General features: G+C 68.4%; 20 protein-coding genes and 2 tRNA genes. 19 read left to right on the top strand and 3 right to left on the bottom strand.

Features of this window, described 5'->3' with window-relative positions:
* Position 1 precedes the first annotated feature (1 nt).
* Together B9D87_RS11290 and B9D87_RS11285 are read left to right on the top strand one after the other, a co-directional pair.
* Positions 2-808 (top strand): Fpg/Nei family DNA glycosylase, encoded by an 807-nt coding sequence (locus B9D87_RS11290; RefSeq protein ID WP_007774142.1) that lies wholly within the window; start codon positions 2-4, stop codon positions 806-808.
* A gap of 85 nt (positions 809-893) precedes the next feature.
* Positions 894-1,199 (top strand): Mtp family mycobacterial-type pilin, encoded by a 306-nt coding sequence (locus B9D87_RS11285; RefSeq protein ID WP_254425563.1) that lies wholly within the window; start codon positions 894-896, stop codon positions 1,197-1,199.
* A 56-nt stretch (positions 1,200-1,255) separates the two neighbouring features.
* On the opposite strand, the gene B9D87_RS11280 is transcribed toward B9D87_RS11285, so the two are convergent.
* Both B9D87_RS11280 and B9D87_RS11275 read right to left on the bottom strand, forming a co-directional pair.
* A complete protein-coding gene (locus B9D87_RS11280; protein ID WP_007774148.1) occupies positions 1,256-2,446 on the bottom strand; it encodes a serine hydrolase domain-containing protein in 1,191 nt (396 codons plus the stop codon).
* A 32-nt stretch (positions 2,447-2,478) separates the two neighbouring features.
* Positions 2,479-2,549, bottom strand: a tRNA-Gly gene (locus B9D87_RS11275).
* 148 nt (positions 2,550-2,697) lie between these two features.
* On the opposite strand from B9D87_RS11275, the gene B9D87_RS11270 reads away from it, so the two are divergent.
* The 4 genes from B9D87_RS11270 to clpP2 all read left to right on the top strand — a co-directional run bounded on the left by B9D87_RS11270 (position 2,698) and on the right by clpP2 (position 5,594).
* Positions 2,698-2,774, top strand: a tRNA-Pro gene (locus B9D87_RS11270).
* A gap of 79 nt (positions 2,775-2,853) precedes the next feature.
* Positions 2,854-4,257: a trigger factor gene (gene tig / locus B9D87_RS11265; protein WP_007774149.1), complete on the top strand. Its 1,404-nt coding sequence runs from the start codon at positions 2,854-2,856 to the stop codon at positions 4,255-4,257.
* A 114-nt stretch (positions 4,258-4,371) separates the two neighbouring features.
* Positions 4,372-4,962 (top strand): ATP-dependent CLP protease proteolytic subunit ClpP1, encoded by a 591-nt coding sequence (clpP1, locus tag B9D87_RS11260; protein WP_007774150.1) that lies wholly within the window; start codon positions 4,372-4,374, stop codon positions 4,960-4,962.
* Positions 4,959-5,594, top strand: a complete 636-nt coding sequence (gene clpP2 / locus B9D87_RS11255) for an ATP-dependent CLP protease proteolytic subunit ClpP2 (protein ID WP_007774151.1) — start codon at positions 4,959-4,961, stop codon at positions 5,592-5,594. Before clpP1 ends, clpP2 begins: the two co-directional genes overlap by 4 nt.
* A gap of 43 nt (positions 5,595-5,637) precedes the next feature.
* Here the strand turns inward: clpP2 and mmuM are convergent, their stop codons facing one another.
* Positions 5,638-6,561 (bottom strand): homocysteine S-methyltransferase, encoded by a 924-nt coding sequence (mmuM, locus tag B9D87_RS11250; RefSeq protein WP_238553474.1) that lies wholly within the window; start codon positions 6,559-6,561, stop codon positions 5,638-5,640.
* 330 nt (positions 6,562-6,891) lie between these two features.
* Between mmuM and clpX the strand changes: the two genes are divergently transcribed.
* The 13 genes from clpX to rne all read left to right on the top strand — a co-directional run bounded on the left by clpX (position 6,892) and on the right by rne (position 25,078).
* Entirely contained in the window at positions 6,892-8,172 is a 1,281-nt protein-coding gene (gene clpX / locus B9D87_RS11245) for an ATP-dependent Clp protease ATP-binding subunit ClpX (RefSeq protein ID WP_007774153.1), read from the top strand.
* A gap of 309 nt (positions 8,173-8,481) precedes the next feature.
* A complete protein-coding gene (locus B9D87_RS11240) occupies positions 8,482-10,437 on the top strand; it encodes a 2-oxoacid:acceptor oxidoreductase subunit alpha (protein ID WP_085977867.1) in 1,956 nt (651 codons plus the stop codon).
* 150 nt (positions 10,438-10,587) lie between these two features.
* On the top strand, positions 10,588-11,646 hold the full coding sequence (locus B9D87_RS11235; protein WP_238553477.1) for a 2-oxoacid:ferredoxin oxidoreductase subunit beta: 1,059 nt from the start codon (positions 10,588-10,590) through the stop codon (positions 11,644-11,646).
* Position 11,647: 1 nt separating this feature from the next.
* Positions 11,648-12,265: a molybdenum cofactor guanylyltransferase gene (gene mobA, locus B9D87_RS11230; RefSeq protein ID WP_007774158.1), complete on the top strand. Its 618-nt coding sequence runs from the start codon at positions 11,648-11,650 to the stop codon at positions 12,263-12,265.
* 1,097 nt (positions 12,266-13,362) lie between these two features.
* A complete protein-coding gene (locus tag B9D87_RS11225) occupies positions 13,363-13,896 on the top strand; it encodes a transglycosylase family protein (RefSeq protein ID WP_085382809.1) in 534 nt (177 codons plus the stop codon).
* A 97-nt stretch (positions 13,897-13,993) separates the two neighbouring features.
* Complete coding sequence (locus B9D87_RS11220; RefSeq protein WP_007769816.1) at positions 13,994-15,250, top strand: saccharopine dehydrogenase family protein; 1,257 nt, start codon at positions 13,994-13,996, stop codon at positions 15,248-15,250.
* Between the two features lie 113 nt (positions 15,251-15,363).
* Positions 15,364-15,963, top strand: coding sequence for a DUF937 domain-containing protein (locus B9D87_RS11215; RefSeq protein WP_040629650.1), 600 nt, complete (start codon positions 15,364-15,366; stop codon positions 15,961-15,963).
* 170 nt (positions 15,964-16,133) lie between these two features.
* Positions 16,134-16,742, top strand: a complete 609-nt coding sequence (locus tag B9D87_RS11210) for a LysM peptidoglycan-binding domain-containing protein (protein WP_040629652.1) — start codon at positions 16,134-16,136, stop codon at positions 16,740-16,742.
* Between the two features lie 77 nt (positions 16,743-16,819).
* A complete protein-coding gene (locus B9D87_RS11205) occupies positions 16,820-19,477 on the top strand; it encodes a valine--tRNA ligase (protein WP_007769821.1) in 2,658 nt (885 codons plus the stop codon).
* A 7-nt stretch (positions 19,478-19,484) separates the two neighbouring features.
* Positions 19,485-20,969: a bifunctional tetrahydrofolate synthase/dihydrofolate synthase gene (folC, locus tag B9D87_RS11200; RefSeq protein ID WP_007769822.1), complete on the top strand. Its 1,485-nt coding sequence runs from the start codon at positions 19,485-19,487 to the stop codon at positions 20,967-20,969.
* A complete protein-coding gene (locus B9D87_RS11195) occupies positions 20,966-21,346 on the top strand; it encodes a DUF4233 domain-containing protein (RefSeq protein ID WP_040629654.1) in 381 nt (126 codons plus the stop codon). Before folC ends, B9D87_RS11195 begins: the two co-directional genes overlap by 4 nt.
* An 86-nt stretch (positions 21,347-21,432) precedes the next feature.
* Entirely contained in the window at positions 21,433-21,843 is a 411-nt protein-coding gene (ndk, locus tag B9D87_RS11190) for a nucleoside-diphosphate kinase (protein WP_007769826.1), read from the top strand.
* A gap of 400 nt (positions 21,844-22,243) precedes the next feature.
* Positions 22,244-25,078: a ribonuclease E gene (rne, locus tag B9D87_RS11185; RefSeq protein ID WP_496401147.1), complete on the top strand. Its 2,835-nt coding sequence runs from the start codon at positions 22,244-22,246 to the stop codon at positions 25,076-25,078.
* The last annotated feature ends 35 nt before the right edge of the window (positions 25,079-25,113 follow it).

Here is a 25,113-nt window from a genome sequence, read left to right as displayed (position 1 = left end):
CGTGCCCGAAGGGCATACCCTGCACCGGCTGGCCCGGCTGCACCAGCGCCGGTACGCCGGCGCCCCCGTCGCGGTGTCCAGCCCGCAGGGCCGCTTCGCTGATTCGGCCGCGGTGGTCGACGGCCGGGTGCTGCAGCGCACCAGCGCCTGGGGCAAACACCTGTTCCACCACTACGCCGGCGGCCCGATCGTGCACGTGCACCTGGGGCTCTACGGCGCCTTCACCGAATGGGAGCGTCCCGGCGACGGGCTGTTTCCGGAGGCGATCGGGCAGGTACGGATGCGCATGATCGGCGCTGGCTACGGCACCGACCTGCGCGGCCCGACGGTCTGCGAGGTCATCGACGAGGGTCAGGTCAGCGACGTTCTGGCCAGGCTGGGCCCCGACCCGTTGCGCGGCGATGCCGATCCGTCCTGGGCGTGGAAGCGGATTGCCAAGTCACGCAGGACAATTGGTGCACTCCTGATGGATCAGACGGTGATGGCCGGCGTGGGCAACGTGTACCGCAGCGAGTTGCTGTTCCGGCACGGGATCGACCCGTTCCGGCCTGGACGCGACGTCGGCGAGGACGAGTTCGACGCCGCCTGGACCGATCTGGTCGCCCTGATGAAGGTCGGGTTGCGCCGCGGCAAGATCATCGTGGTGCGGCCCGAACACGACCACGGCGCGCCGTCCTACCGGCCGGACCGGCCCCGCACCTACGTCTACCGGCGCACCGGCGAGCCCTGCCGGGTGTCCGGCGACCCGATCCGCACCGCGGTGCTGGAGGGCAGAAACGTCTTCTGGTGCCCGACCTGCCAGAAGTGAACCGGCCGGCCCACGGCACCGACGGCAATTGTTTAGCCAAAGCATCAATTCGGGTATAAAGCGTTCCGTGAAAACTCTTCCACGTTTGGCCGCAACGGCTCTCGCAATCGGCGGGCTGGGTTTGGCGGGCTTGGGCGTCGCAACCGAGGCGCAGGCCCACCCCGGCCCCTTCCCGCAATGGTGCCCGGGTGAGTGGTGGGACCCGGGCTGGGGCAACAACTGGGACTGGAACAACTGCCATGACTGGCACCGCGAAGGCTGGGGCCCCGGCGGGCCCGGGGCCCGGGTGGCCCGTGGGGTCCCGGCGGCCGGGTGGACCGCCGCCTCACCCGGGTGGCCCGTGGGGTCCGGGCGGCCCGCCGCCCCCCGGCTGGCACCCCTGATCCGATAAACCACGCGACGAACGCGCCCTGCCGGTATCCGGCAGGGCGCGTTCGCGTTGCAGCGCTAGATGACTCCCAGCACGGAGTAGACCTCGTTGGACAGGACCAGGCTGCGCGGGTCCGCGTTCGCCTTGGTCGGGTCGAAGTGATTGGCCACATACGCATAGCCGATGCGGTGCTCCAGGTCGACGAACCCGAACGAGCCGCCCAGCCCGCCGTGACCGAAGATCCGGGGGTTGGGTCCGTTGACGCAGCGCTGGTTGAGCATGTAGCCCAGGCCCCAGCCGTGATCGGCGACCCGCGGGCCCAGCACCAGGTCGGTGTCCAGCCCGCCCTGGCAGACCCGCACCAGGTCCATGTGCTCGCGGCTGAGCACCTTCTCCTGGGCAAGCGCGTTGTAGAACGTCGCCAATCCCAGCGCCGAGACCTGCCCGTTGGTGCCGGGGAACTCGAGTTCGCGCCACAGGTTCAGGTCGTGCGAGCCGAGCTCGTCGTCGGGCGCGAACCCCATCGAGATGGACAGCCCCGCCTTGGGGTGTTCGGCCAGGCTGGTCGGGTAGCCGGGGGCCTTCGCGTCGGCCAGCAGGTCACGGGCGTGCGGCTTGTTGACCCGCTCGGCGCAGCGGTGCTGCTCGTTCAGCGGCAGCCCGATGTGCACGTCGGCGCCCAACGGTTCGGCGATCTCGGTGCGCAGGTATTGGCCGATGGTGCGGCCCGTCACCCGGCGGAACACCTCGCCCATGATGAAGCCGAAGGTCGTCATGTGGTAGCCCTGTGCGGTGCCCGGCTCCCACCACGGCTCGGCGGCGGCCAGCTGCTCGCAGACGTAGTCCCAGTCGGCAACCTGCTCCCAGCGCATCCGGGTACGCGGGCCGATCACCCCGGAGCGGTGGCTCATCACCATCGCCAGCGTGATGTCTTGTTTGCCCGCCTGGGCGAACTCGGGCCAGTAGTGGGCGACCGGGGCCTGCAGATCCAGCTCGCCGCGGTCGGCGAGCTGGTGCACGCAGGTGGCCGACAGGCCTTTGGTGCCGGACAACACGGTGGTGAGGGTGTTCTGCCGCCACGGCCGGGTGCGGGCCCCGTCGGCCCAGCCACCCCACAGGTTGACCACCAGGGACCCGTCCACCCACACCGCGACGGCGGCGCCGACATCGTCACCCAGCGTGAAATTGCGCTCGAACGCGTCCCGAACTCCGGCAAAGTCCGACGCGCATGATCCGTGGATTGTCGCGTCGGTCTTCAGGTCGCTCATGGCGCCTTTCCGTCGAGCAGATAGTTAGCCCGAGCGGGCGACGGGAATCGAACCCGCGTAGCTAGTTTGGAAGACTAGGGCTCTACCATTGAGCTACGCCCGCATGTATTTAGTCGAGCGTGACTGTAGCTGGCGACGAAGATCAAATCTAATCGACTCGGTTTTGTGATCGCTCCGTGAGGTCTGCCACGTCGCTGCGAAGCCCGCGGCCAACCCGGTGTTGAGGGGCCTTAGGATCATCGAGGTCAGCGCGGGGTGTAGCGCAGCTTGGTAGCGCATCCGCTTTGGGAGCGGAAGGCCGCAGGTTCAAATCCTGTCACCCCGACCAGCACGACCGGCCCCCGTGCCGTGCGCACGACCCACCGACCGCAACAACGAGCAAAGAACGAGCACTGAGGAGCACACCCGTGAAGAGCACCGTCGAGCAGTTGAGCCCCACCCGGGTGCGCATCAACGTGGAGGTCCCTTTCTCGGAACTCGAACCCGACTTCCAGCGCGCCTACAAGGAGCTGGCCCGCCAGGTGCGCCTGCCCGGGTTCCGGCCGGGCAAGGCGCCGGCGAAGTTGCTGGAGGCGCGCTTCGGCCGTGAGGCGATGCTCGATCAGGTCGTCACCGAGGCGCTGCCCGCGCGGTACGGGCAGGCCGTCGCCGAATCCGAGGTGCATCCGCTGGGCCAGCCCGAGATCGAGGTCACCAAGAAGGAGTACGGCGAGGAGCTGGCCTTCACCGCCGAGGTCGACGTCCGCCCCAAGCTGACCCTGCCGGACCCGGGCGCGCTGAAGGTCTCGGTGGACCCGATCGAGGTCAGCGACGAGGACGTGGACGCCGAACTGCAGTCGCTGCGTGCCCGATTCGGCACCCTGACCGGAGTGGACCGCCCTGTCGCCGACGGCGACTTCGTCTCGATCGACTTGTCGGCCACCATCGACGGCGAAGAGATTCCGGGCGCCGCCGCGCAGGGCCTGTCCCACGAGGTCGGCTCGGGCCGGCTCATCGCGGGCCTGGACGAGGCGCTGGTCGGTTTGTCCGTCGACGAGTCCAAGGAGTTCACCGCGCAGCTGGCGACCGGCGAGCACGCGGGCAAGGACGCGCAGGTGACCGTCACGGTCAAGTCGATCAAGGAACGCGAGCTGCCCGAGCCCGATGACGAGTTCGCGCAATTGGCCAGCGAGTTCGACACCATCGAGGAGCTGAAGGCCAACCTGCGCGAGCAGGTCGGCCGGACCAAGCGCGCGCAGCAAGCCGAGAACATCCGCGAGGCCGCCCTGGACACGCTGCTCGAGCAGGTCGAGGTGCCGCTGCCGGAGGCCATCGTGAAGGCACAGGTCGACAGCGCCCTGCACAACGCCCTGCACAGCCTCGACCACGACGAGTCCAAGCTCGAAGAGGTGCTGGCCCAGCAGGGCAAGTCACGCGAGGAGTTCGAGACCGAGACGCGGACGGCCGCCGAGACGGACGTCAAGCGGCAGCTGCTGCTGGACGCCCTGGCCGACGACCTGGAGGTCCAGGTGGGCCAGGAGGACCTGACCGAGCGCCTGGTGGCGACGTCGCGGCAATACGGCATCGAACCCCAGCAGCTGGTGGCGTACCTGCAGGAGAACAACCAGCTGCCGGCCATGTTCGCCGATGTGCGCCGGTCGCTGGCCATCGCCGAGGTGATCCGGGCGGCGACCGTGACCGATACCGCCGGAAACGCCATCGACACCAGTGAATTCTTCGGCAAGCGAGCCGAGGCCGACGAATCGAACGCCGCCGCCGAAGAGGACTCGGACGAGGCCGGCGAATCCACGGAGGCTGACGCCGGGGAGTGACCGCGCCATGACGCTGTGAGCGAACGCGGGTGCGTGGCCGCGAAACGGCGGGTTCGGTTGGTTAGTGTCGTGAATACGGATCTCGAGAAAGCAGGTAACCCAGTCGTGACTGACATGCGTTCAAACTCGCAGGGTCTCAACCTCACGGACTCGGTCTATGAGCGCTTGCTGTCCGAGCGCATCATCTTCCTGGGTTCGGAGGTGAGCGACGAAATCGCCAATCGGCTCTGCGCGCAGATTCTGCTGCTCGCCGCCGAGGACGCCACCAAGGACATTTCGCTCTACATCAACTCGCCCGGCGGATCGATCAGCGCCGGGATGGCGATCTACGACACCATGGTGCTGGCGCCGTGCGACATCGCCACCTACGCGATGGGCATGGCCGCCTCGATGGGCGAGTTCTTGTTGGCCGCCGGCACCAAGGGCAAGCGGTACGCGCTGCCGCACGCCCGCATCCTGATGCACCAGCCGCTCGGCGGGGTGACCGGAAGCGCGGCCGACATCGCCATCCAGGCCGAGCAGTTCACGGTCATCAAGAAGGAGATGTTCCGGCTCAACGCGGAATTCACCGGCCAGTCGATCGAGCGCATCGAGGCGGATTCCGATCGCGACCGCTGGTTCACCGCGCAGGAAGCCCTGGAATACGGCTTCGTCGACCACATCATCACCCGCGCCGCCCACATCACCAATGGAGAAGCCCAGTGAACCCCGAAACCCAGCCCCAGGCGCGCTACATCCTGCCCTCGTTCATCGAGCACTCCAGCTTCGGTGTCAAGGAGTCGAACCCGTATAACAAGCTGTTCGAGGAGCGCATCATCTTCCTCGGCGTGCAGGTCGACGACGCGTCGGCGAACGACATCATGGCCCAGCTGCTGGTCCTCGAGTCGCTGGACCCCGACCGCGACATCACCATGTACATCAACTCGCCCGGTGGCGGATTCACCTCGCTGATGGCGATTTACGACACCATGCAGTACGTGCGCGCCGACATCCAGACGGTGTGCCTGGGTCAGGCCGCCTCGGCGGCGGCGGTGTTGCTGGCCGCCGGGACGCCGGGCAAGCGGATGGCGCTGCCCAACGCCCGGGTGCTCATCCACCAGCCCTCGCTGCAGGGCGTGATCCAGGGGCAGTTCTCCGATCTGGAGATCCAGGCCGCCGAGATCGAGCGGATGCGCACGCTGATGGAGACCACGCTGGCCCGCCACACCGGCAAGGACGCCGCGACGGTCCGCAAGGACACCGACCGGGACAAGATCCTGACCGCCGAAGAGGCCAAGGACTACGGGATCATCGACACCGTGCTGGAGTACCGGAAGCTTTCGGCGCAGACGGCGTAACGCATCGCCGAACTGGGGGCACCTCCCGCGTGCGGGGGAGCACTCACGGCGAATTTTCCGCTGATTTTTCGCCCTGATTGCACGCTCGGCGGATCTCGGCGATCTCTGCGGGCCCGACCCGGCAGCATCCGCCGACGATGCGCGCCCCGGCCGCGGTCCACTGCTTCGCCAGTTGCGCGCTGAACCGCGACGGCCCGATCCAGGTGTGCCGCAACCCATCCCAGCGTTCGCCGCTGTTCGGGTAGGCGATGACGGGCTTCCCGACGGCCGCGGCGCGCGCGATCGCCGGCAACACGTCGCCGGGCGCGCAGCAGTTCACCCCGATTGCGACGATCTCGTCGACGCCGGCGGCCACCGCGAACGCGTCGGCCAGCGGCTGCCCGGCGCGGGTCCGGTCACCGTCGATGGTGTAGCTCAGCCAGGCCGGCTTCCCGACCGAGCGCACCAGCTCGACCAGGGCCTGCGCCTCGTCGACGTCGGGCACGGTTTCGCACGCCAGCAGGTCCGCGCCGGCGTCGGCCAGTATTTCCAGCCGCGGCCGATGCCATCGCGCCAGGGCCGCAACCGACAGGCCGTAGCGTCCGCGGTACTCCGATCCGTCGGCCAGCGCCGCGCCGTACGGTCCGATCGACGCGGCGACGAGCAGCCCAGCGCCGCCGGCTTCGTCGCGCGCCGCCTGGGCGAGCTCCACACTGCGGCGCAGCAGCCCGGCGGTCTCCCGGCGATCGAACCCGCGGGCGGCGAACCCCTCGAACGACCCCTGGTAGCTGGCCGTCGTCGCGATCCTCGCCCCGGCGCGAAAGTAGGCGGCGTGCACGGCGGCGATGTCCCGCGGGGCGTCCGCGAGCAGCCCGGCCGACCACAGCGGGTCGGACAGGTCGTGGCCGCGCGCTTCGAGCTCGGTGGCCAGGCCGCCGTCGAGCAACACGGATCCGCCGGGCCATGCAAAGCCCCCCGCCAAACCCACCTCGCCACTGTAGGGTGAATTCCTGGGGGTCCACCCAGGCCTCGCGTGAATGTTGGCGTTGGGTTGGCACCTCCACACCGAAGCAAGGTCGGAGGGCAGTCAGCCTCGGTCGCATCACGACCGCGACACGCCAAAGACACGCAAAGCGCGCCTTTCGCGAATGACGGGCACCGTCTGGCTATATGTTTCATCCATACGGAACAGGCATGAATACCACTGACGCGATTCGGCCCTTATGGTCGCGTCGGGCCCGAACAAACGGGTAGCGTCGGTGAATACATGCGGGGACAGGCAAGACCAAGGCGAACAGGAAGTAGGCGCTGACGCACCATGGCACGGATCGGAGACGGCGGTGACCTGCTGAAGTGCTCGTTCTGCGGGAAGAGCCAGAAGCAGGTCAAGAAGCTTATTGCTGGCCCCGGCGTATACATCTGCGATGAATGCATCGACCTCTGCAACGAGATCATCGAAGAGGAGCTCGCCGACGCTGACGACGTGAAGCTCGATGAGCTTCCCAAGCCGATCGAGATCCGGGAGTTCCTCGAGGGATACGTCATCGGGCAGGACACCGCCAAGCGGACGCTGGCCGTCGCCGTCTACAACCACTACAAGCGGATCCAGGCCGGTGAAAAGGGTCGCGACTCGCGCCACGAGCCGGTCGAGCTGACCAAGTCCAACATTCTGATGCTCGGACCGACCGGTTGCGGCAAGACCTACCTGGCCCAGACGCTCGCCAAGATGCTCAACGTGCCGTTCGCCATCGCCGACGCCACCGCCCTGACCGAAGCCGGTTACGTCGGTGAGGACGTCGAGAACATCTTGCTCAAGCTGATCCAGGCCGCCGACTACGACGTCAAGCGCGCCGAGACCGGCATCATCTACATCGACGAGGTCGACAAGATCGCCCGCAAGAGCGAGAACCCGTCGATCACCCGCGACGTCTCCGGGGAGGGCGTCCAGCAGGCCCTGCTCAAGATCCTGGAAGGCACCCAGGCCTCGGTTCCCCCGCAGGGCGGGCGCAAGCACCCGCACCAGGAGTTCATCCAAATCGACACCACCAACGTGCTGTTCATCGTCGCCGGGGCCTTCGCGGGCCTGGAGAAGATCATCTACGAGCGCGTCGGCAAGCGCGGCCTGGGCTTCGGCGCCGAGGTGCGCTCCAAGGCCGAGATCGACACCACCGACCACTTCTCCGACGTGATGCCCGAGGACCTGATCAAGTTCGGCCTGATCCCCGAGTTCATCGGCCGGCTTCCGGTGGTCGCCTCGGTGACCAACCTGGACCGCGAATCGCTGGTCAAGATCCTGTCCGAGCCGAAGAACGCGCTGGTCAAGCAGTACACCCGGCTCTTCGAGATGGACAACGTGGAGCTCGAGTTCTCCGACGACGCCCTGGAAGCGATCGCCGACCAGGCGATCCACCGCGGCACCGGGGCTCGTGGCCTGCGGGCCATCATGGAAGAGGTCCTGCTGCCGGTGATGTATGACATCCCGAGCCGCGACGACGTCGCCAAGGTCGTGGTGACCAAGGAGACCGTCCAGGACAACGTGCTGCCGACGATCGTGCCGCGCAAGCCGTCCCGTTCCGAGCGTCGCGACAAGAGCGCCTAAGTCCGCCCGTCCGCCCGGCGGGGTCCCGTGCCGATCGCCGGGCGTGTTTTGCTGGCCGGGCGACGCGCGTCGACGTGACCAACGCCACAGTTTGCTGTGCTACTGATCGGTAGCACGTCGCTGACGTCGTCTTTTGGATCCCGATGCGGCCGAGATGACGGCTGGGAGCCGGCGATGGCGACCGCAAATCAGTGCCATAATTGATACTTCCAGTGACATCAAACCGAGACGGCCGGAAAGTCGCTTTCACGGGCGTAACCTAGTTTTGCGCGCGGCGTCTGTCCGGTGAACAAAGTGGAGGGCAAAGACGTGGATCCGAACGGCAGCGGAGCCGGATCAGACTCACAGAATGGGGCTTCCCCCAACGGATCTGCCCGTCAGCGCCTCGAACAAGTCGTCATTCGCTTCGCCGGGGACTCCGGAGACGGCATGCAGCTCACCGGTGACCGGTTCACGTCTGAGGCAGCGCTTTTCGGTAACGACCTGGCCACCCAGCCCAACTATCCCGCCGAGATCCGCGCCCCCGCAGGCACGCTGCCCGGCGTCTCGTCCTTCCAGATTCAGATCGCCGACTACGACATCCTGACGGCCGGCGACCGGCCCGACGTCCTCGTCGCGATGAATCCCGCTGCGCTCAAAGCCAATATCGGCGACCTGCCCCGCGGTGGAATGGTGATCGCCAACTCCGACGAGTTCACCAAGCGCAACCTGACCAAGGTCGGCTACGTCACCAACCCGCTGGAGACCGACGAGTTGTCGGACTACGTGGTGCATTCCGTCGCGATGACCACGCTGACGCTCGGGGCCGTCGAGGCGATCGGCGCCACGAAGAAGGACGGCCAGCGCGCCAAGAACATGTTCGCGCTGGGCCTGCTGTCCTGGATGTACGGGCGGCCGATCGAAACCAGCGAGAAGTTCATCCGGGAGAAGTTCGCGCGCAAGCCCGAGGTCGCCGAGACCAACGTGCTGGCGCTGAAGGCGGGCTGGAACTACGGCGAAACGACCGAGGCCTTCGGCACCACCTACGAGGTGTCGCGGGCGACCCTGCCGTCGGGCGAATACCGCCAGATCTCCGGCAACACCGCGCTGGCGTACGGCATCGTGGCCGCCGGCCAGCTGGCCGACATTCCGGTCCTGCTCGGCAGCTACCCGATCACCCCCGCCTCGGACATCCTGCACGAGCTGTCCAAGCACAAGAACTTCAACGTCATGACGTTCCAGGCCGAGGACGAGATCGGTGGCATCTGCGCGGCCATCGGCGCCTCGTACGGCGGCGCGCTGGGCGTCACCACCACCTCGGGCCCGGGCATTTCGCTGAAGTCCGAGGCGCTCGGGCTGGCCGTGATGACCGAGCTGCCGCTGCTCGTGGTCGACGTGCAGCGCGGCGGGCCCTCGACCGGGCTGCCCACCAAGACCGAGCAGGCCGACCTGCTGCAGGCGTTGTTCGGACGCAACGGCGAGTCACCGGTCGCGGTGCTGGCCCCGCGGTCGCCCTCGGACTGCTTCGAGACCGCGCTGGAGGCGGCGCGCATCGCGGTGTCCTATCACACCCCGGTGATCGTGTTGTCCGACGGGGCGATCGCCAATGGATCCGAGCCCTGGCGCATTCCGGACGTCAGCACGCTGCCGCGCATCACGCACACCTTCGCCAAGCCGGACGAGCCTTTCCAGCCCTACGCGCGGGACCCGGAGACGCTGGCCCGGCAATTCGCCGTGCCGGGCACCCCGGGGCTCGAGCACCGCATCGGCGGGCTGGAAGCGGCGAACGGCTCGGGCAACATCTCCTATGAGCCGGTCAACCACGACCTCATGGTCCGGTTGCGGCAGGCCAAGATCGACGGCATCTCGGTGCCCGACCTGGAGGTCGACGACCCGACCGGCGACGCCGAGCTGCTGCTGATCGGGTGGGGCAGCTCCTACGGCCCGATCGGTGAGGCCTGCCGGCGCGCCCGGCGCAAGGGCATCAAGGTGGCGCACGCCCACTTGCGCTACCTCAACCCGTTCCCGGCCAACCTGGGCGAGGTGCTGCGCCGCTACCCGCAGGTGGTGGCGCCGGAAATGAACCTGGGCCAGCTGGCGTTCCTGCTGCGTGGCAAGTACCTGGTCGACGTGCAGTCGGTAAGCAAGGTGCAGGGTGTCGCCTTCCTGGCCGACGAGATCGGCCGCGTCATCCGCGCCGCCCTGGGCGGGACGCTGGCCGAAGTGGAGAACGACAAGACAATGGTCGCCAAGATGGCGGCAGCAACGGTTGGAGCCGGCGCATGAGCCCCGTGGTTCCGACCGGCAACAACGCAGAGCGAAGCGATGACGGGACGGTGCTCGCGACGGGCGCCGCGACGATGCGGAGCGAAGCGATGAGGAGGAGCGGCGCTCGTGACTGACGTGATCGGCAACCTGGCGGGCAGAGACCTCGGTATGACCGCGAAACTGACCAAAAACGACGGGGTCCCCACGTTGTCTCCGGAGGACCAGCCGCAGAAGTCGAAGGACTTCACCAGCGACCAAGAGGTCCGCTGGTGCCCGGGCTGCGGCGACTACGTCATCCTCAACACGATCCGCAACTTCCTGCCCGACCTGGGCCTGCGCCGCGAGAACATCGTGTTCATCAGCGGCATCGGCTGCTCGAGCCGGTTCCCGTACTACCTGGAGACCTACGGTTTCCACTCGATCCACGGCCGCGCACCGGCCATCGCCACCGGTTTGGCGCTGGCCCGCGAGGACCTCTCGGTGTGGGTGGTCACGGGTGACGGCGACGCGTTGTCGATCGGGGGCAACCACCTGATCCACGCGCTGCGCCGCAACGTCAACATCACCATCCTGCTGTTCAACAACCGGATCTACGGCCTGACCAAGGGCCAGTATTCGCCGACCTCGGAGGTCGGCAAGGTCACCAAGTCGACCCCGATGGGATCGCTGGACCACCCGTTCAACCCCGTGTCGCTGGCGCTGGGCGCCGAGGCGACCTTCGTCGGCCGCGCGCTGGACTCCGACCGCAACGGTCTGACCGAGGTGCTGCGCGCCGCCGCCGGGCACCGGGGCGCCGCCGTGGTCGAAATCCTGCAGGACTGCCCGATCTTCAACGACGGCTCCTTCGACGCCCTGCGCAAGGAGGGCGCCGAGGAGCGGGTCATCAACGTCCGTCACGGCGAGCCAATTGTGTTCGGCGCCAACGGCGAATACTGCGTGGTGAAGTCGGGCTTCGGCCTGGAGGTGGCCAAGACGGCCGACGTGTCGGTCGACGAGATCGTCGTGCACGACGCGCACAGCGACAACTCGGCCTACGCCTTCGGCCTGTCCCGGTTGTCGGACCAGAACCTCGATCACACCGTGCTGGGCATCTTCCGCAACATCAGCCGGCCCACCTACGACGACGCGGCGCGCGCACAGGTGCAGGCCGCCCAGTCGGCGAAGGCGTTCGACTCCGCCGCGCTGCAATCGTTGCTGCGCGGGCGCGACACCTGGACCGTCGACTGACGTGGCCGAGCAGAAGCCCGACACGGAGAAGAAGGCCGGGTCGCTAGCGGGGATCGTGCTGGCCGGCGGCGAATCGCGGCGCATGGGCCGCGACAAGGCCACCCTGCCCGGCCCCGGTGGTGCGGCCACGCTCCTCGAATACGTCGCCGGGGTTATCGCGCAGCGCTGCGAACCGGTTTTCGTGATGGCCGCGCAGGGCCAACCGCTGCCCGCGGTGCAGGCCCAAGTCATCCGCGACGAGGTGCGCGGCCAGGGGCCGCTGCCGGCGACCGGACGCGGGCTGCGCGCGGCCGCGGAGGCGGGCGCCCGGTATGCCTTCGTCTGCGCGGTCGACATGCCGCTGTTGTCGGCGGAATTGATCGACGAGCTGGTGCAGCTGGCCACCGAGACCAACGCCGAGATCGTGTTGCCGTGGGACGGTCGCAGCCACTACCTGGCCGCGGTGTACCGCACCGATCTGGCCGGGCGGATCGACGGCCTGGTGGCCGGCGGTGCCCGCTCCATGCGTGCCCTGATCGACGCCTCGGACGCCCAGCAGATCGTGCTGCCGGAGTCGCGCTTCCTGGCCAACGTCAACACGGAGAGCGACCTGCTCGCTCTGGCGCAGTCCCGCGGCTGACGGCGAAGCGCCGCGCCGATCGAGCCGGCGGTCTCCGCGTTTCGGCAATTCGGCGCCGCTGACCACCCGCAACATAAACACGGCAGTCGTTATTCGGTCATTCCGGAATACGGTCGTGCAATTTCCCCATTACCGGGACGGACCCACTCCTGCGTATTCCCGGCCGGGCGTCGTGATCTGTTGCAGCGGTGCTGATTTGAGGATTTCACCACTGAGTTTGTTGGTGTCCGCGAGGCGCGCTCCACGAGTCTTTGCCGAAGACGCGTAATCCTTTTCGGCAAAATTGACTTGTGGCGTCGCGCACGCTTAAACGGCCGGTGCTGCCCGGTTGGGCGACCGCCGTCCGCGGTATCGAGCGCTTGCCCCAAGCATGTCGCGGTCTATCGAAATACGTTGCCGCTGAGCATCATTGACCAAAACCGTTGTCGAGCACGGCAATACGACGGGTGTGCGGTTTCGGCTTGGAAACTCGCGCCGATGTCCGCTGGCTAGATCGAATCATATTGGCGCGCAGTAGAAGTTGATCCCGTCGGGTCTCCTTGATCGAGGTCGCGAACGGGCGCCTTGCGGCGCGCACGATTTGCGGTACCCTATCCCGGTTTGCGGCCGGTGCGTTCGGATCCGTTGAAGCGCTGGCCAATCGGCGACAGCGCGGCAAATAAACGTGCGCCAGCTCACAAAATGCAGGTGATTCGGCTCACCATTCGTTTGGTGATTCCGTCCGAGCGCCGCTTCGGAAAACGCCGCAATGACCTGCGGAAATGTCGAGGATACCGCGACGTGATCGGCCCGTTATCGAAACGAGATATCCGATTTCCGAAGATGACGAACGCGTCGGGGTCTTCTACGGTCCCTGTTAGCCCAGAACGGGTTACGGAAGAGTAATCAAATAATTGAATCCACGGACCCGCGTGCGAGCGGCGCCACGGACGGCGAAAGCCCGACCGTGGTCGGTGGGTAACACCCACCGGGCAGACTTGGCCCGCCGCTGCCGTGCCTGACCCAGACGGCACGTTTCAAAGCAGGCATCAACCAGACAGCTTCAGCCCACCTCCGTGGGCTTGCTTTGGCGCGCGCGCACCGCGAAAGGAACACACTTGAAGAACGTCCGAAAGACGCTCATTCTTGCCGCGGTCACGGGCACGCTCGTGACCATCCCATCGGCCACCGCGCACGCGGACCCGGAAGCGGTGGGCTTCGACCCCAACGCGCCGGCCGCCGGCCCTGCCCCGGATGCGCCGCCGCCGCCGGCCCCCGACGCGCCGCCGCCGCCGGCCCCCGACGCTCCGCCGCCGCCGGCCCGGACGCCCCGCCGCCGCCGGCCCCGACGCTCCGCCGCCGCCGGCCCCGACGCGCCGCCGCCCGGGCCGGATGTCCCGCCGCCGCCCGCCCACCGGGCGTACAGCGTGAACTGGGATGCCATCGCGCAGTGCGAGTCGGGTGGCAACTGGGGGATCAGCACCGGTAACGGCTTCTCCGGTGGTCTGCAGTTCACCCCGAGCACCTGGCACGCCAACGGTGGGTCGGGTTCCCCGTCCGGCGCCAGCCGCGAGGAGCAGATCCGTGTCGCCGAGAACGTTCTGCACTCGCAGGGCATCGGCGCGTGGCCGGTTTGCGGCCGCCGCGGCTGACGCTTCGCCGTCATACATATAAGAAGTGCCGGGCCTCGTGCCCGGCACTTCTTATCTGCAGGGGATGCCACCGCCGGCGTCGGGTAGCGTCGGGCCCGTGACCGCAACGCCGCGCGAATTCGACATCGTGCTGTACGGGGCGACCGGCTTCGTCGGGAAACTCACCGCCGAATACCTGGCCGGCTCGGCACCGGACAGGCGGATCGCGCTGGCCGGCAGATCGCCCGACCGGTTGCGCGCCGTACGCGACACGCTGGGCGAGGCCGCGCAGTCGTGGCCCATCCTCAACGCGGACGCGTCGTCGCCCTCGACGCTCGACGAGATGGCGGCCCGCACCCAGGTCGTCATCACCACGGTCGGGCCCTACACCCGCTACGGCTTGCCGCTGGTGGCCGCCTGCGCCGGCGCGGGCACCGACTATGCCGACCTGACCGGCGAGGCGATGTTCGTCCGCGAAAGCATCGACCTGTACCACAAGCAGGCCGCGGACACCGGAGCCCGCATCGTGCACGCATGCGGATTCGACTCCGTCCCTTCCGACCTCAGCGTGTATGCGCTCCACCGGGCGGCGCGGGACGACGGCGCCGGCGAGCTGGGCGACACCGACCTGGTGGTCCGCTCCTTCTCCGGCGGTGTGTCCGGCGGAACCGTCGCGTCGATGCTGGAAGTGCTCGACACGGCCTCCCGCGACCCGGACGCCCGCCGCCAGCTCGCCGACCCGTACACGCTGACCACCGACCGCGCCGCGGAACCCGAGATCGGCCCCCAGCCGGATCTGCCCTGGCGTCGTGGTCGTCAGATCGCGCCGGAGCTGGCCGGGTTGTGGACGTCGGGCTTCCTGATGGCGCCGTACAACACCCGAATCGTGCGGCGCAGCAACGCATTGCTGGACTGGGCCTACGGACGCCGGTTGCGGTACAGCGAAAGCATGAGCCTGGGCTCGTCGCCGCTGGCTCCGGTGGCATCCGCGGTGGTGGGTGGGGTCGGCGCGGCGACCTTCGGGCTGGGCAGCCGGTATTTCCGGCTGCTGCCACGCAAACTGGTGGAGCGCATCGTGCCCAAACCCGGAACCGGGCCGAGCGAGGCCGCCCGCGAACGCGGCTACTACCGGATCGAGACCTTCACCACCACGACCACCGGCGCGCGGTACGTGGCGCGCATGGAACAGCGCGGCGACCCCGGCTACAAGGCGACCTCGGTGCTGCTGGGGGAGTGCGGCCTCGCGCTGGCCGTGGACCGCGACAAGCTCCCGGATCTGCACGGCGTTCTCACCCCCGCGGCCGCGATGGGCGACGCGCTGCTGGACCGGTTCCCCGCGGCGGGCGTGACATTGGAGGTCGAGCGGCTGGGTTAGTGACCCGGTTGCGCTGCCCGGCCCGCCGCGAGGGCTGTTGTGTCGGGCCGCAGGAGTCTAGTGTCGTATTTGACTTGGCTCAAATATCCAGCAATAGAGGCGGGTGACCCGCGATGGCCAGTCTTGACGATCTGTACGCCCAGATCCCTACATCTGAAATCGCGACAAGGCTCGGCGTGAACGAAGACGAAGTCGCAGGCGCGGTTCACACGCTGGTGCCGGTGTTGTTGAGCGGCCTTCACCAGAACTCGCAGGATCCCGGGGCAACCGACCGGATCGAGTCCGCCGCCACGAGTCACGCCGCCCGTGGCCTGCTCGACGCCGGCGGCGACGTCGACCAGGTTGATGCGGGCGAGGGCCAGCAGGCGATCGCGACGATCTTCGGTGGCAACGACGCCGATCAAGTCGCGTCCGCACTGGCCAAGGGAGGCGCCGGTAACAGCGACATGCTCAAGCAGTTGCTGCCGATATTGACCCCGATCGTGTTGGCATACATCGGAAAACAGCTGAATTCGGGGGGCCGCGGCTCGCCGGAAACGGTCCCGCGGACGACACAGGCCGCCTCGGGTGGCGCGCTGGGCGAAGTTCTGGGCAGCATCCTCGGTGCCGGCTCCGGTGACAAATCCTTCGGCGGCATCATCGGAAACGTGTTGGGCGGCAAGGGCGGTGCGCTGGGCGATGTCCTCGGCGGCTTGCTCGGCGGCAAGAAGTAGCCCAGCCCCGCACAATTCACGCGGAGTCTTCATCGGTAGTTCCCGGCTGGTTTCGACTGCGTCGAGGGAGGGATGCCCAGGCCCCAACAAGAGATCGATCAGCCCCTTGCGGGTACGAGCAATGTTCGGCCTTGGCGTGGCCGGACTGCGTTGATGAGAGAGGTAATGCTATGTCAGACACGCTTACTGGTGGTCAAAAGCTTGTGCGCGGGGAATCGCTCGCCTCGAACAACGGCGCCTACACCTTGACCTTGGAGGACGACGGCAACCTGGTGCTGGCCTCGCGCGGTCAGGCTTTGTGGTCCACGTCGACCGAAGGCCAAAATGTGGTGCGCGCCGAAGTGCAACCCGACGGCAACTTCGTCCTGTACACGGCGGACAAGCCGGTCTGGCACACCGACACCAAGGGCAAGAAGGACGTCAAACTCGTGCTTCAGGACGACCGCAACCTGGTGCTGTATGCCGCCGACGGGCCGGCATGGTCGACGCACACAGAGACCGACAGCCCGCCGCCACCGGCGCCCGAGGCCGCCGCCGACGAGCCCGCCGCGCAGGCGGAGGAGGCCGTCGCCGACGAGGCCCCGGCCGAGGTCGCCGCGGAGCCGGCGCCGGAGCCGGAGCCCGCCGCGCGGACCTACACGGTCGCGTCCGGCGACACCCTGTGGGCGATCGCGGAGCGCTTCTACGGCGACGGCAACCGATACCAGGCCATCGCCGACGCCAGCGGCATCTCCAACCCGGACCTGATTCAGCCCGGCCAAGTGCTCACGATTCCCTGATCACCGCGCAACCAACAGTGCCACCTGCGCGTTTGGGCGCTTACATGAAGGTAAACGCCGCTCCCTAGAATTGACGGGTGACCGCCAGCCGCAGCCCCGCCACCGACCTGCCCAAGTCGTGGGATCCCGCTGCGGCCGAAAGCGCGATCTACCAGAAGTGGGTGGACGCCGGCTACTTCACGGCGGACCCCAGCAGCACCAAGCCCGGGTATTCGATAGTGCTGCCGCCGCCGAACGTGACCGGCAGCCTGCACATGGGCCACGCGCTCGAGCACACCATGATGGACGCCCTGACCCGGCGCAAGCGGATGCAGGGTTACGAGGTGCTCTGGCAGCCGGGCATGGACCACGCCGGCATCGCGACGCAGAGCGTGGTGGAAAAGCAGCTCGCTCTCGACGGCAAGAGCAAAGAGGACTTCGGCCGAGAGCTGTTCATCGAAAAGGTCTGGGACTGGAAGCGAGAGTCCGGCGGGGCCATCGGCGGCCAGATGCGCCGGCTCGGCGACGGCGTGGACTGGAGCCGCGACCGGTTCACCATGGACGAGGGCCTGTCGCGCGCGGTCCGCGTGATCTTCAAGCGCCTCTACGACGCCGGGCTGATCTATCGGGCCGAGCGGCTGGTCAACTGGTCGCCGGTGCTGCAGACGGCGATCTCGGACATCGAGGTCGACTACCAAGAGGTCGAGGGCGAACTGGTCTCGTTCCGGTACGGCTCGATGGACGACTCGCAACCACACATCGTGGTGGCCACCACCCGGATGGAAACGATGCTCGGCGACACCGCGATCGCGGTGCATCCCGACGACGAACGCTACCGGCACCTGGTCGGCACCAGCCTGCCGCACCCGTTCGTCGACCGTCAGTTGTTGGTGGTCGCCGACGAGCACGTCGATCCCGAATTCGGCACCGGCGCAGTCAAAGTGACGCCCGCGCACGACCCCAACGACTTCGAGATCGGCCTGCGGCATCAGCTGCCGATGATCTCGATCATGGACACCAAGGGCCGGATCACCGACACCGGAACGCAATTCGACGGTATGGACCGATTCCAGGCCAGGGTCGCGGTGCGCGAGGCGCTGGCGGCCGAGGGCAGGATCACCGAGGAGAAGCGGCCGTACCTGCACAGCGTCGGCCACTCGGAGCGCAGCGGCGAGCCGATCGAACCGCGCCTCTCCCTGCAGTGGTGGGTCCGGGTCGAATCGCTCGCCAAGGCCGCCGGCGACGCGGTGCGCAACGGGGACACCACGATCCACCCCGCGAGCCAGGAGCCGCGCTGGTTCGCCTGGGTCGACGACATGCACGACTGGTGCATCTCGCGCCAGCTGTGGTGGGGCCACCGGATCCCGATCTGGTACGGCCCGAACGGAGAACAGGTCTGCGTCGGCCCCGACGAGACGCCGCCGGAGGGCTGGGAGCAGGACCCCGACGTGCTGGACACCTGGTTCTCCTCGGCGCTCTGGCCGTTCTCCACGCTGGGCTGGCCCGACAAGACCCCGGAGCTGGAAAAGTTCTATCCCACAAGCGTTCTGGTCACCGGTTACGACATCATCTTCTTCTGGGTCGCCCGGATGATGATGTTCGGCACGTTCGTCGGCGGTGACGACGTCATCACGCTCGACGGGCAGCGTGGACCGCAGGTGCCGTTCACCGACGTCTTCCTGCACGGGCTGATCCGCGACGAATCCGGCCGCAAGATGAGCAAGTCCAAGGGCAACGTCGTCGACCCGCTGGACTGGCTGGACGCGTTCGGGGCCGACGCGCTGCGCTTCACCCTGGCCCGCGGCGCCAGCCCCGGCGCCGACCTGGCCGTCGGCGAGGACCACGTCCGCGCGTCGCGCAATTTCTGCACCAAGCTGTTCAACGCCACCCGCTACGCGCTGCTCAACGGAGCGAAGCTGGCCCCGCTGCCCGCGGCTTCCGAGCTCACCGACGCCGACCGATGGATCCTCGGGCGACTGGAAGAGGTTCGCGCGGAGGTTGATTCGGCGTTCGACAGCTACGAGTTCAGCCGCGCCTGCGAGGCGCTCTACCACTTCGCGTGGGACGAATTCTGCGACTGGTACGTCGAATTGGCCAAGACGCAACTGGCCGAAGGGATCACGCACACCACAGCCGTGCTGGCGGCGACGCTGGACACCCTGCTGCGGTTGCTGCACCCGGTGATCCCCTTCATCACCGAGGCGCTGTGGCAGGCGCTGACCGGCGACGACGCCCAGGCGTCACTGGTGATCGCCGACTGGCCGCAGCCGTCCGGGATCAGCCTGGATCAGGTTGCCGCGCAGCGGATTACCGACATGCAGAAGCTGGTGACCGAGGTGCGCCGGTTCCGCAGCGACCAGGGCCTGGCGGACCGGCAGAAGGTGCCGGCCCGGATGACCGGTGTCGACGCATCCGATCTGAGCACCCAAGTGAGCGCGGTGGCGTCGCTGGCGTGGCTCACCGCCGCCGGCCCGGAGTTTCGCCCGTCGGCGTCGGTGGAGGTGCGGCTGTCCGGCGGCACCGTCGTCGTCGAGCTCGACACCTCCGGGACCATCGACGTCGCCGCCGAACGTCGCCGGCTGGAAAAGGATCTGGCCGCCGCGCACAAGGAGCTGGCATCGACCACCGCCAAACTGGCCAACGACGAATTCCTGGGCAAGGCCCCGCAAAACGTCGTCGACAAGATCCGCGATCGCCAGCGCCTGGCCCAGGAGGAAACCGAGCGGATCAACGCGCGGCTCGCCGGGCTGCAGTGAGGGTTCGATGACCGAGCCGCCCGACTGGCCTCAGGACCCCGACTGGCCGCAGGACGAGGGTCCCGGCGAAATCCCCGACCCGGCCCCCACCCCCGACGAGATCGCGTCGCTGCTACAGGTCGAGCACCTGCTGGACCAGCGCTGGCCGGAGACCAAGATCGAGCCGAGCCTGACCCGGATCAGCGCGCTGATGGACCTGCTGGGTTCGCCGCAGCTGGCCTACCCGTCGATCCACGTCGCGGGCACCAACGGCAAGACCTCGGTGGCGCGGATGATCGACGCGCTGATCACCGCGCTGCACCGGCGCACCGGGCGTACCACCAGCCCGCACCTGCAATCGGCAATCGAACGCATCTCGATCGACTCCAAGCCGATCAGCCCGGCGCAGTATGTGGCGACCTACCGCGAGATCGAGCCGTTCGTGCAGATGGTCGACGCCCAGTCGCAGGCCGACGGCGGCCCCGCGATGAGCAAGTTCGAGGTGCTGACGGCGATGGCGTTCGCCGCGTTCGCCGACGCCCCCGTCGACGTCGCCGTGGTCGAGGTGGGCATGGGCGGACGCTGGGACGCCACCAACGTGATCAACGCCCCGGTCGCGGTCATCACCCCGATCTCCATCGACCACGTCGAATACCTGGGCGACGATCTCGCCGCCATCGCGGGGGAGAAGGCCGGCATCATCACCCGGGCGCCCGAGGGCGCACCCGATACCGTGGCGGTCATCGGGCGTCAGGCCCCCGAGGCGATGGAGGTGCTGTTGAGCCAGACCGTGCGCGCCGACGCCGCGGTGGCCCGCGAGGACTCCGAGTTCGCCGTCCTGGGCCGGCAGGTCGCGATCGGCGGGCAGGTGCTGCAGCTGCAGGGCCTGGGTGGCGTGTATTCCGATGTCTACCTGCCGCTGCACGGCGAGCACCAGGCGCACAACGCCGCCCTGGCGCTCGCCGCCGTAGAGGCGTTCTTCGGCGCGGGCGCGCAGCGTCAGCTCGACGTCGAGGCGGTGCGCGCCGGCTTCGCCGCCGTCGCCAGCCCCGGCCGGCTGGAGCGGATGCGCAGCGCCCCCACGGTGTTCCTCGACGCCGCCCACAACCCCGCCGGTGCGGCCGCGCTGGCGCGGACCCTGGCCGACGAATTCGACTTCCGCTATCTCGTCGGGGTGCTCAGCGTGCTCGCGGACAAGGACGTCGACGGCATCCTGGCCGCCCTGCAGCCGGTGTTCGACGCCGTCGTGGTGACCCACAACGGATCCCCGCGGGCGCTCGACGTCGAGTCGCTGGCGCTGGCGGCGCGCGAGCGGTTCGGGCCCGACCGGGTGAGCACCGCCGAGAACCTGCGCGACGCCATCGACGTCGCGACCGCGCTGGTCGACGACGCCGGTCGGGATGGGGTAGCGGACGGATCAGCCGAAGCCTTCTCCGGCACCGGCATCGTCGTCACCGGGTCGGTGGTGACCGCCGGGGCGGCGCGGACCCTGTTCGGTCGTGATCCGCAATGACGGACGTGCCCGAGAACCCCGAGGAGCGGGCCCCGGCGCCGCCGGCCGACCCGTGGCGCAGCTTCGGCGCGGTGATGGCCCTGACGCTGTTCTTGGAAGCGATCGTGGTGCTGCTGGCGATCCCGGTGGTGGGCGCGGTCGGCGGCGGCCTGACGACGGTGTCGCTGGTCTACCTGATCGGGCTGGCCGTGCTGCTGATCCTGATGGCCGGCGTGCAGCGCAAACCCTGGGCGATCTGGGCCAACCTCGGCGTGCAGGTGATCCTGCTCGCCGGCTTCGCGGTGTACCCGGGGGTGGGGTTCATCGGCGTGCTGTTCACCGGGCTGTGGGGGTTGATCGCCTACTTCCGCGCCGAGGTCCGGCGCAGGCAGGGGTAGGCCGGCGGCAGTCGGCGACACCACCCGAGCAGGGCCCGGCCGCCGTCGCCCGGCCCCGTGCCGCCTGGTTATGTACGCTGTCCGCCGTGACCGAACGGACATTGGTACTGATCAAGCCCGACGGCGTGCAGCGGCAGCTGGTCGGGGAGATCATCGGCCGCATCGAGCGCAAGGGCCTTTCCATCGTTGCGCTGGAGCTGCGGCCCGTCGGCCGCGACATCGCCGCCCAGCATTACGCGGAACACGAGGGCAAGCCCTTCTTCGAGTCGCTGCTGGAGTTCATCACCTCGGGACCGGTGGTGGCGGCCATCGTGGAGGGGCCGCGGGCGATCGCGGCGTTTCGGCAGCTCGCGGGCGGTACCGACCCGGTGGAGAAGGCGATCCCCGGGACGATCCGCGGTGACTTCGGGCTGGAGACCCAGTTCAATCTGGTGCACGGGTCGGATTCGGTCGAGTCCGCGAAGCGCGAAATCGCGCTCTGGTTTCCCAACGCCTAGAGCTGCGGCGACGCGGCCGTCGACGCCTTTGCTGGAGCGGGCTGCATCAGGTGTGGCTGGGCCGGCGGCGTGATGTGGGATACTGGTCTCGGGTGAACGTCGCCGGACCGGTGTCAGACACCCGAATGAAGACTTAGACAAGCGCGACCATAGCCCCGTCGCCTTGGTTCGCTGCATGTCAGGCCGTCATTCAGCACGGCGCCGAGTGGGTCCTCATCCTGGGCCGCTCGGGGCGAGACCATTACAAGCCCGGGAGAAACGGCCCGGGCCCATAGCGAAGCCCTCGCGTGGCCGCGTCGCAACGACGCGCCCGGGGGCTTGAGGAGAATACGTGGTAGACGGTGCACCGACTGCAGACCCATCAGAAGAATCGACTCGGCCCGAGGAACTGCCGGACCGCTTGAGGGTTCATTCGCTGGCCCGAACGCTGGGAACCACCAGCAAGCGGGTGCTGGACGCACTGAGCGAGCTGGACGGGCGGATCCGCAGCGCACATTCCACCGTGGACCGCGACGACGCCGTCCGGGTGCGCGACCTGCTGGCGTCCGCGCAGCCCCCGGCGGGCGCCGAGGACGCGGACGGCGCACCCACGGCCGGCGCCGAGGCCGACGAACCCGAATCCCGGCTGCTGCTCGAAACCCCGGACAACGCGGCCGAGCGGCCGCATTACATGCCGTTGTTCGTCGCGCCGCAGCCGATCGACGCCCGCGAAGATGACACCGGCGCCGATGACGGCGCCGACTCCGACGATGCCGACGGCGAGGACGACGAGCAGTCCGACCGGCCGTCGAACCGGCGCCGCCGCCGCGGCCGTCGCGGCCGTGGCCGCGGCCGCGGTGAGCAGGGCGGATCCGACGACCAGGGCGACGACGGCGACGACGACGAGAGGCAGCCGCGGGGCAAGAAGGGCGGTCAGGCCGACGCGGAGGACTCCGACGGCCAAGACTCCGACGATTCCGATGACTCCGACGACTCCGACAACGGCGACGACGGTTCGGCGGACGGCGGCAACCGCCGGCGCCGCCGGCGCCGGCGGCGCAAATCGGGATCGGGCGACGACAACGACGAGAGCTCGTCGCCGGACGACCCGCCCAACACGGTGGTGCACGAGCGGGCACCGCGCAGCGGCAAGGGCGGCGGAGACGACTCCGGCGGCTCCAACAACGAGATCAAGGGCATCAACGGCTCCACCCGGCTGGAGGCCAAGCGGCAGCGGCGCCGGGACGGCCGCGACGCCGGGCGGCGCCGCCCGCCGGTGCTGACCGAGGCCGAGTTCCTGGCCCGCCGCGAGGCCGTCGAGCGGATGATGGTCGTGCGCGACCGAGTCCGCACCGAGCCGCCGCATCAGGGGGCCCGCTACACCCAGATCGCGGTGCTCGAGGACGGCATCGTCGTCGAGCACTTCGTCACCTCGGCCGCGTCGGCCTCCCTGGTGGGCAACATCTACCTGGGCATCGTGCAGAACGTGCTGCCGTCGATGGAGGCGGCGTTCGTCGACATCGGCCGCGGCCGCAACGGTGTGCTCTACGCCGGCGAGGTCAACTGGGAAGCCGCCGGGCTCGGCGGCTCGGACCGCAAGATCGAACAAGCGCTCAAACCCGGCGACTACGTCGTCGTCCAGGTCAGCAAGGACCCGGTCGGGCACAAGGGCGCGCGGCTCACCACGCAGGTGTCGCTGGCGGGCCGCTACCTGGTCTACGTTCCGGGGGCATCGTCCACCGGGATCAGCCGCAAGCTGCCCGACACCGAGCGCCAGCGGCTCAAAGAGATCCTGCGTGAGGTCGTGCCGTCCGACGCCGGGGTGATCATCCGGACCGCGTCCGAGGGCGTCAAGGAAGAGGACATCCGCAGCGACGTCGCCCGCCTGCAGGAGCGGTGGAAACAGATCGAGGCCAAGGCGATCGAGATCAAGGAGAAGGCCGCCGGTGCCGCGGTGGCCCTCTACGAAGAGCCCGACGTGCTGGTCAAGGTGATCCGCGACCTGTTCAACGAGGACTTCGCCGGCCTCATCGTCTCCGGTGACGAGGCCTGGACCACGATCAACGACTACGTGAATTCCGTTGCCCCCGACCTGGTTTCGAAGCTGACCAAGTACGAGGCGCCCGCCGGGCCGGAAGGGCAGGCCGGACCGGACGTGTTCGCGGTGCACCGCATCGACGAGCAGCTGGCCAAGGCGATGGAGCGCAAGGTGTGGCTGCCGTCGGGCGGCACGCTGGTGATCGACCGGACCGAGGCCATGACGGTGGTCGACGTCAACACCGGCAAGTTCACCGGGTCCGGGGGCAACCTCGAGCAGACGGTCACCAAGAACAACCTCGAGGCGGCCGAGGAGATCGTGCGACAGCTGCGGCTGCGCGACATCGGCGGCATCGTGGTCATCGACTTCATCGACATGGTGCTGGAGTCCAACCGCGATCTGGTGCTGCGGCGGCTGACCGAGGCGCTGGCCCGCGACCGCACCCGCCATCAGGTGTCCGAGGTGACGTCGCTCGGTTTGGTCCAGCTGACCCGCAAGCGGCTGGGCACCGGCCTCATCGAGGCCTTCTCGACGTCGTGCTCGAACTGTGGGGGGCGCGGCATCCTGCTGCACACCGACCCGGTGGATTCGGCCCCGTCGAACGGGCGCAAGTCCGAATCCGGTGGGGGCGGCCGCCGGGGCAGGCGCAAGAAGAACAAGGCCGAAGAGCCCGTGGTGGCCAAGGTGCCCACCCACGCTCCCGGCGAGCACCCGATGTTCAAGGCGATGGCCGCCGGCTCCGCCACGCAGTCCGAGGACGACGAGACCACCGAAGAGGCCACCGACGAGCTCGACCGGGAGAAGGCGGGACGCGCCGGCGACGTCGAGGACACCGACCACGAGGACTTCGACGACACCGACGACGAGGACACGGACGACGACGAGGACTCGGACGACGAGGACACGGACGACGACGATTCGGACGACGACGAGGACTCGGACGATGACGACGACCTCGACGACGATGACGACGACATCGACGACGAAGAGGACCTCGGCGACGATGACGAGGACCTCGAGCTCGACGACGACGATCTGGACACCGAGGACGACGATTCGGACGACACCGACGCCGATCAGGCCTCCGCGGGGCCGGCCAGGCCGGCTCGGGACGGCCCAGGCGCCGACGCGCTGCGGGCAGGCCGGCCGGACCGCCGATCCACGCGGACTGACCCGGCCGGCGCCGAAGCGACCGGTCGTGCCGGTTTGACCCTGTAGCCGCTGGTCACGTACCCTTGGACAGTTGTCGTACG

The organism is Mycobacterium colombiense CECT 3035 (genome assembly GCF_002105755.1).
In the GTDB taxonomy this organism is placed as follows: Bacteria; Actinomycetota; Actinomycetes; order Mycobacteriales; family Mycobacteriaceae; genus Mycobacterium; species Mycobacterium colombiense.
The sequence above is the reverse complement of the archived record's forward strand: the minus strand, read 5'-3'. Positions and strand labels throughout refer to the sequence as shown.

Bases quoted from the DNA above. Each gene is read 5' to 3' on its own strand.
- B9D87_RS11280 (WP_007774148.1), bottom strand. From the start codon at position 2,446: ATGAGCGACCTGAAGACCGACGCGACAATCCACGGATCATGCGCGTCG.
- clpP1 (WP_007774150.1), top strand. From the start codon at position 4,372: ATGCGTTCAAACTCGCAGGGTCTCAACCTCACGGACTCGGTCTATGAG.
- clpX (WP_007774153.1), top strand. From the start codon at position 6,892: ATGGCACGGATCGGAGACGGCGGTGACCTGCTGAAGTGCTCGTTCTGC.
- B9D87_RS11235 (WP_238553477.1), top strand. From the start codon at position 10,588: ATGACCGCGAAACTGACCAAAAACGACGGGGTCCCCACGTTGTCTCCG.
- B9D87_RS11215 (WP_040629650.1), top strand. From the start codon at position 15,364: ATGGCCAGTCTTGACGATCTGTACGCCCAGATCCCTACATCTGAAATC.
- B9D87_RS11210 (WP_040629652.1), top strand. From the start codon at position 16,134: ATGTCAGACACGCTTACTGGTGGTCAAAAGCTTGTGCGCGGGGAATCG.
- folC (WP_007769822.1), top strand. From the start codon at position 19,485: ATGACCGAGCCGCCCGACTGGCCTCAGGACCCCGACTGGCCGCAGGAC.
- B9D87_RS11195 (WP_040629654.1), top strand. From the start codon at position 20,966: ATGACGGACGTGCCCGAGAACCCCGAGGAGCGGGCCCCGGCGCCGCCG.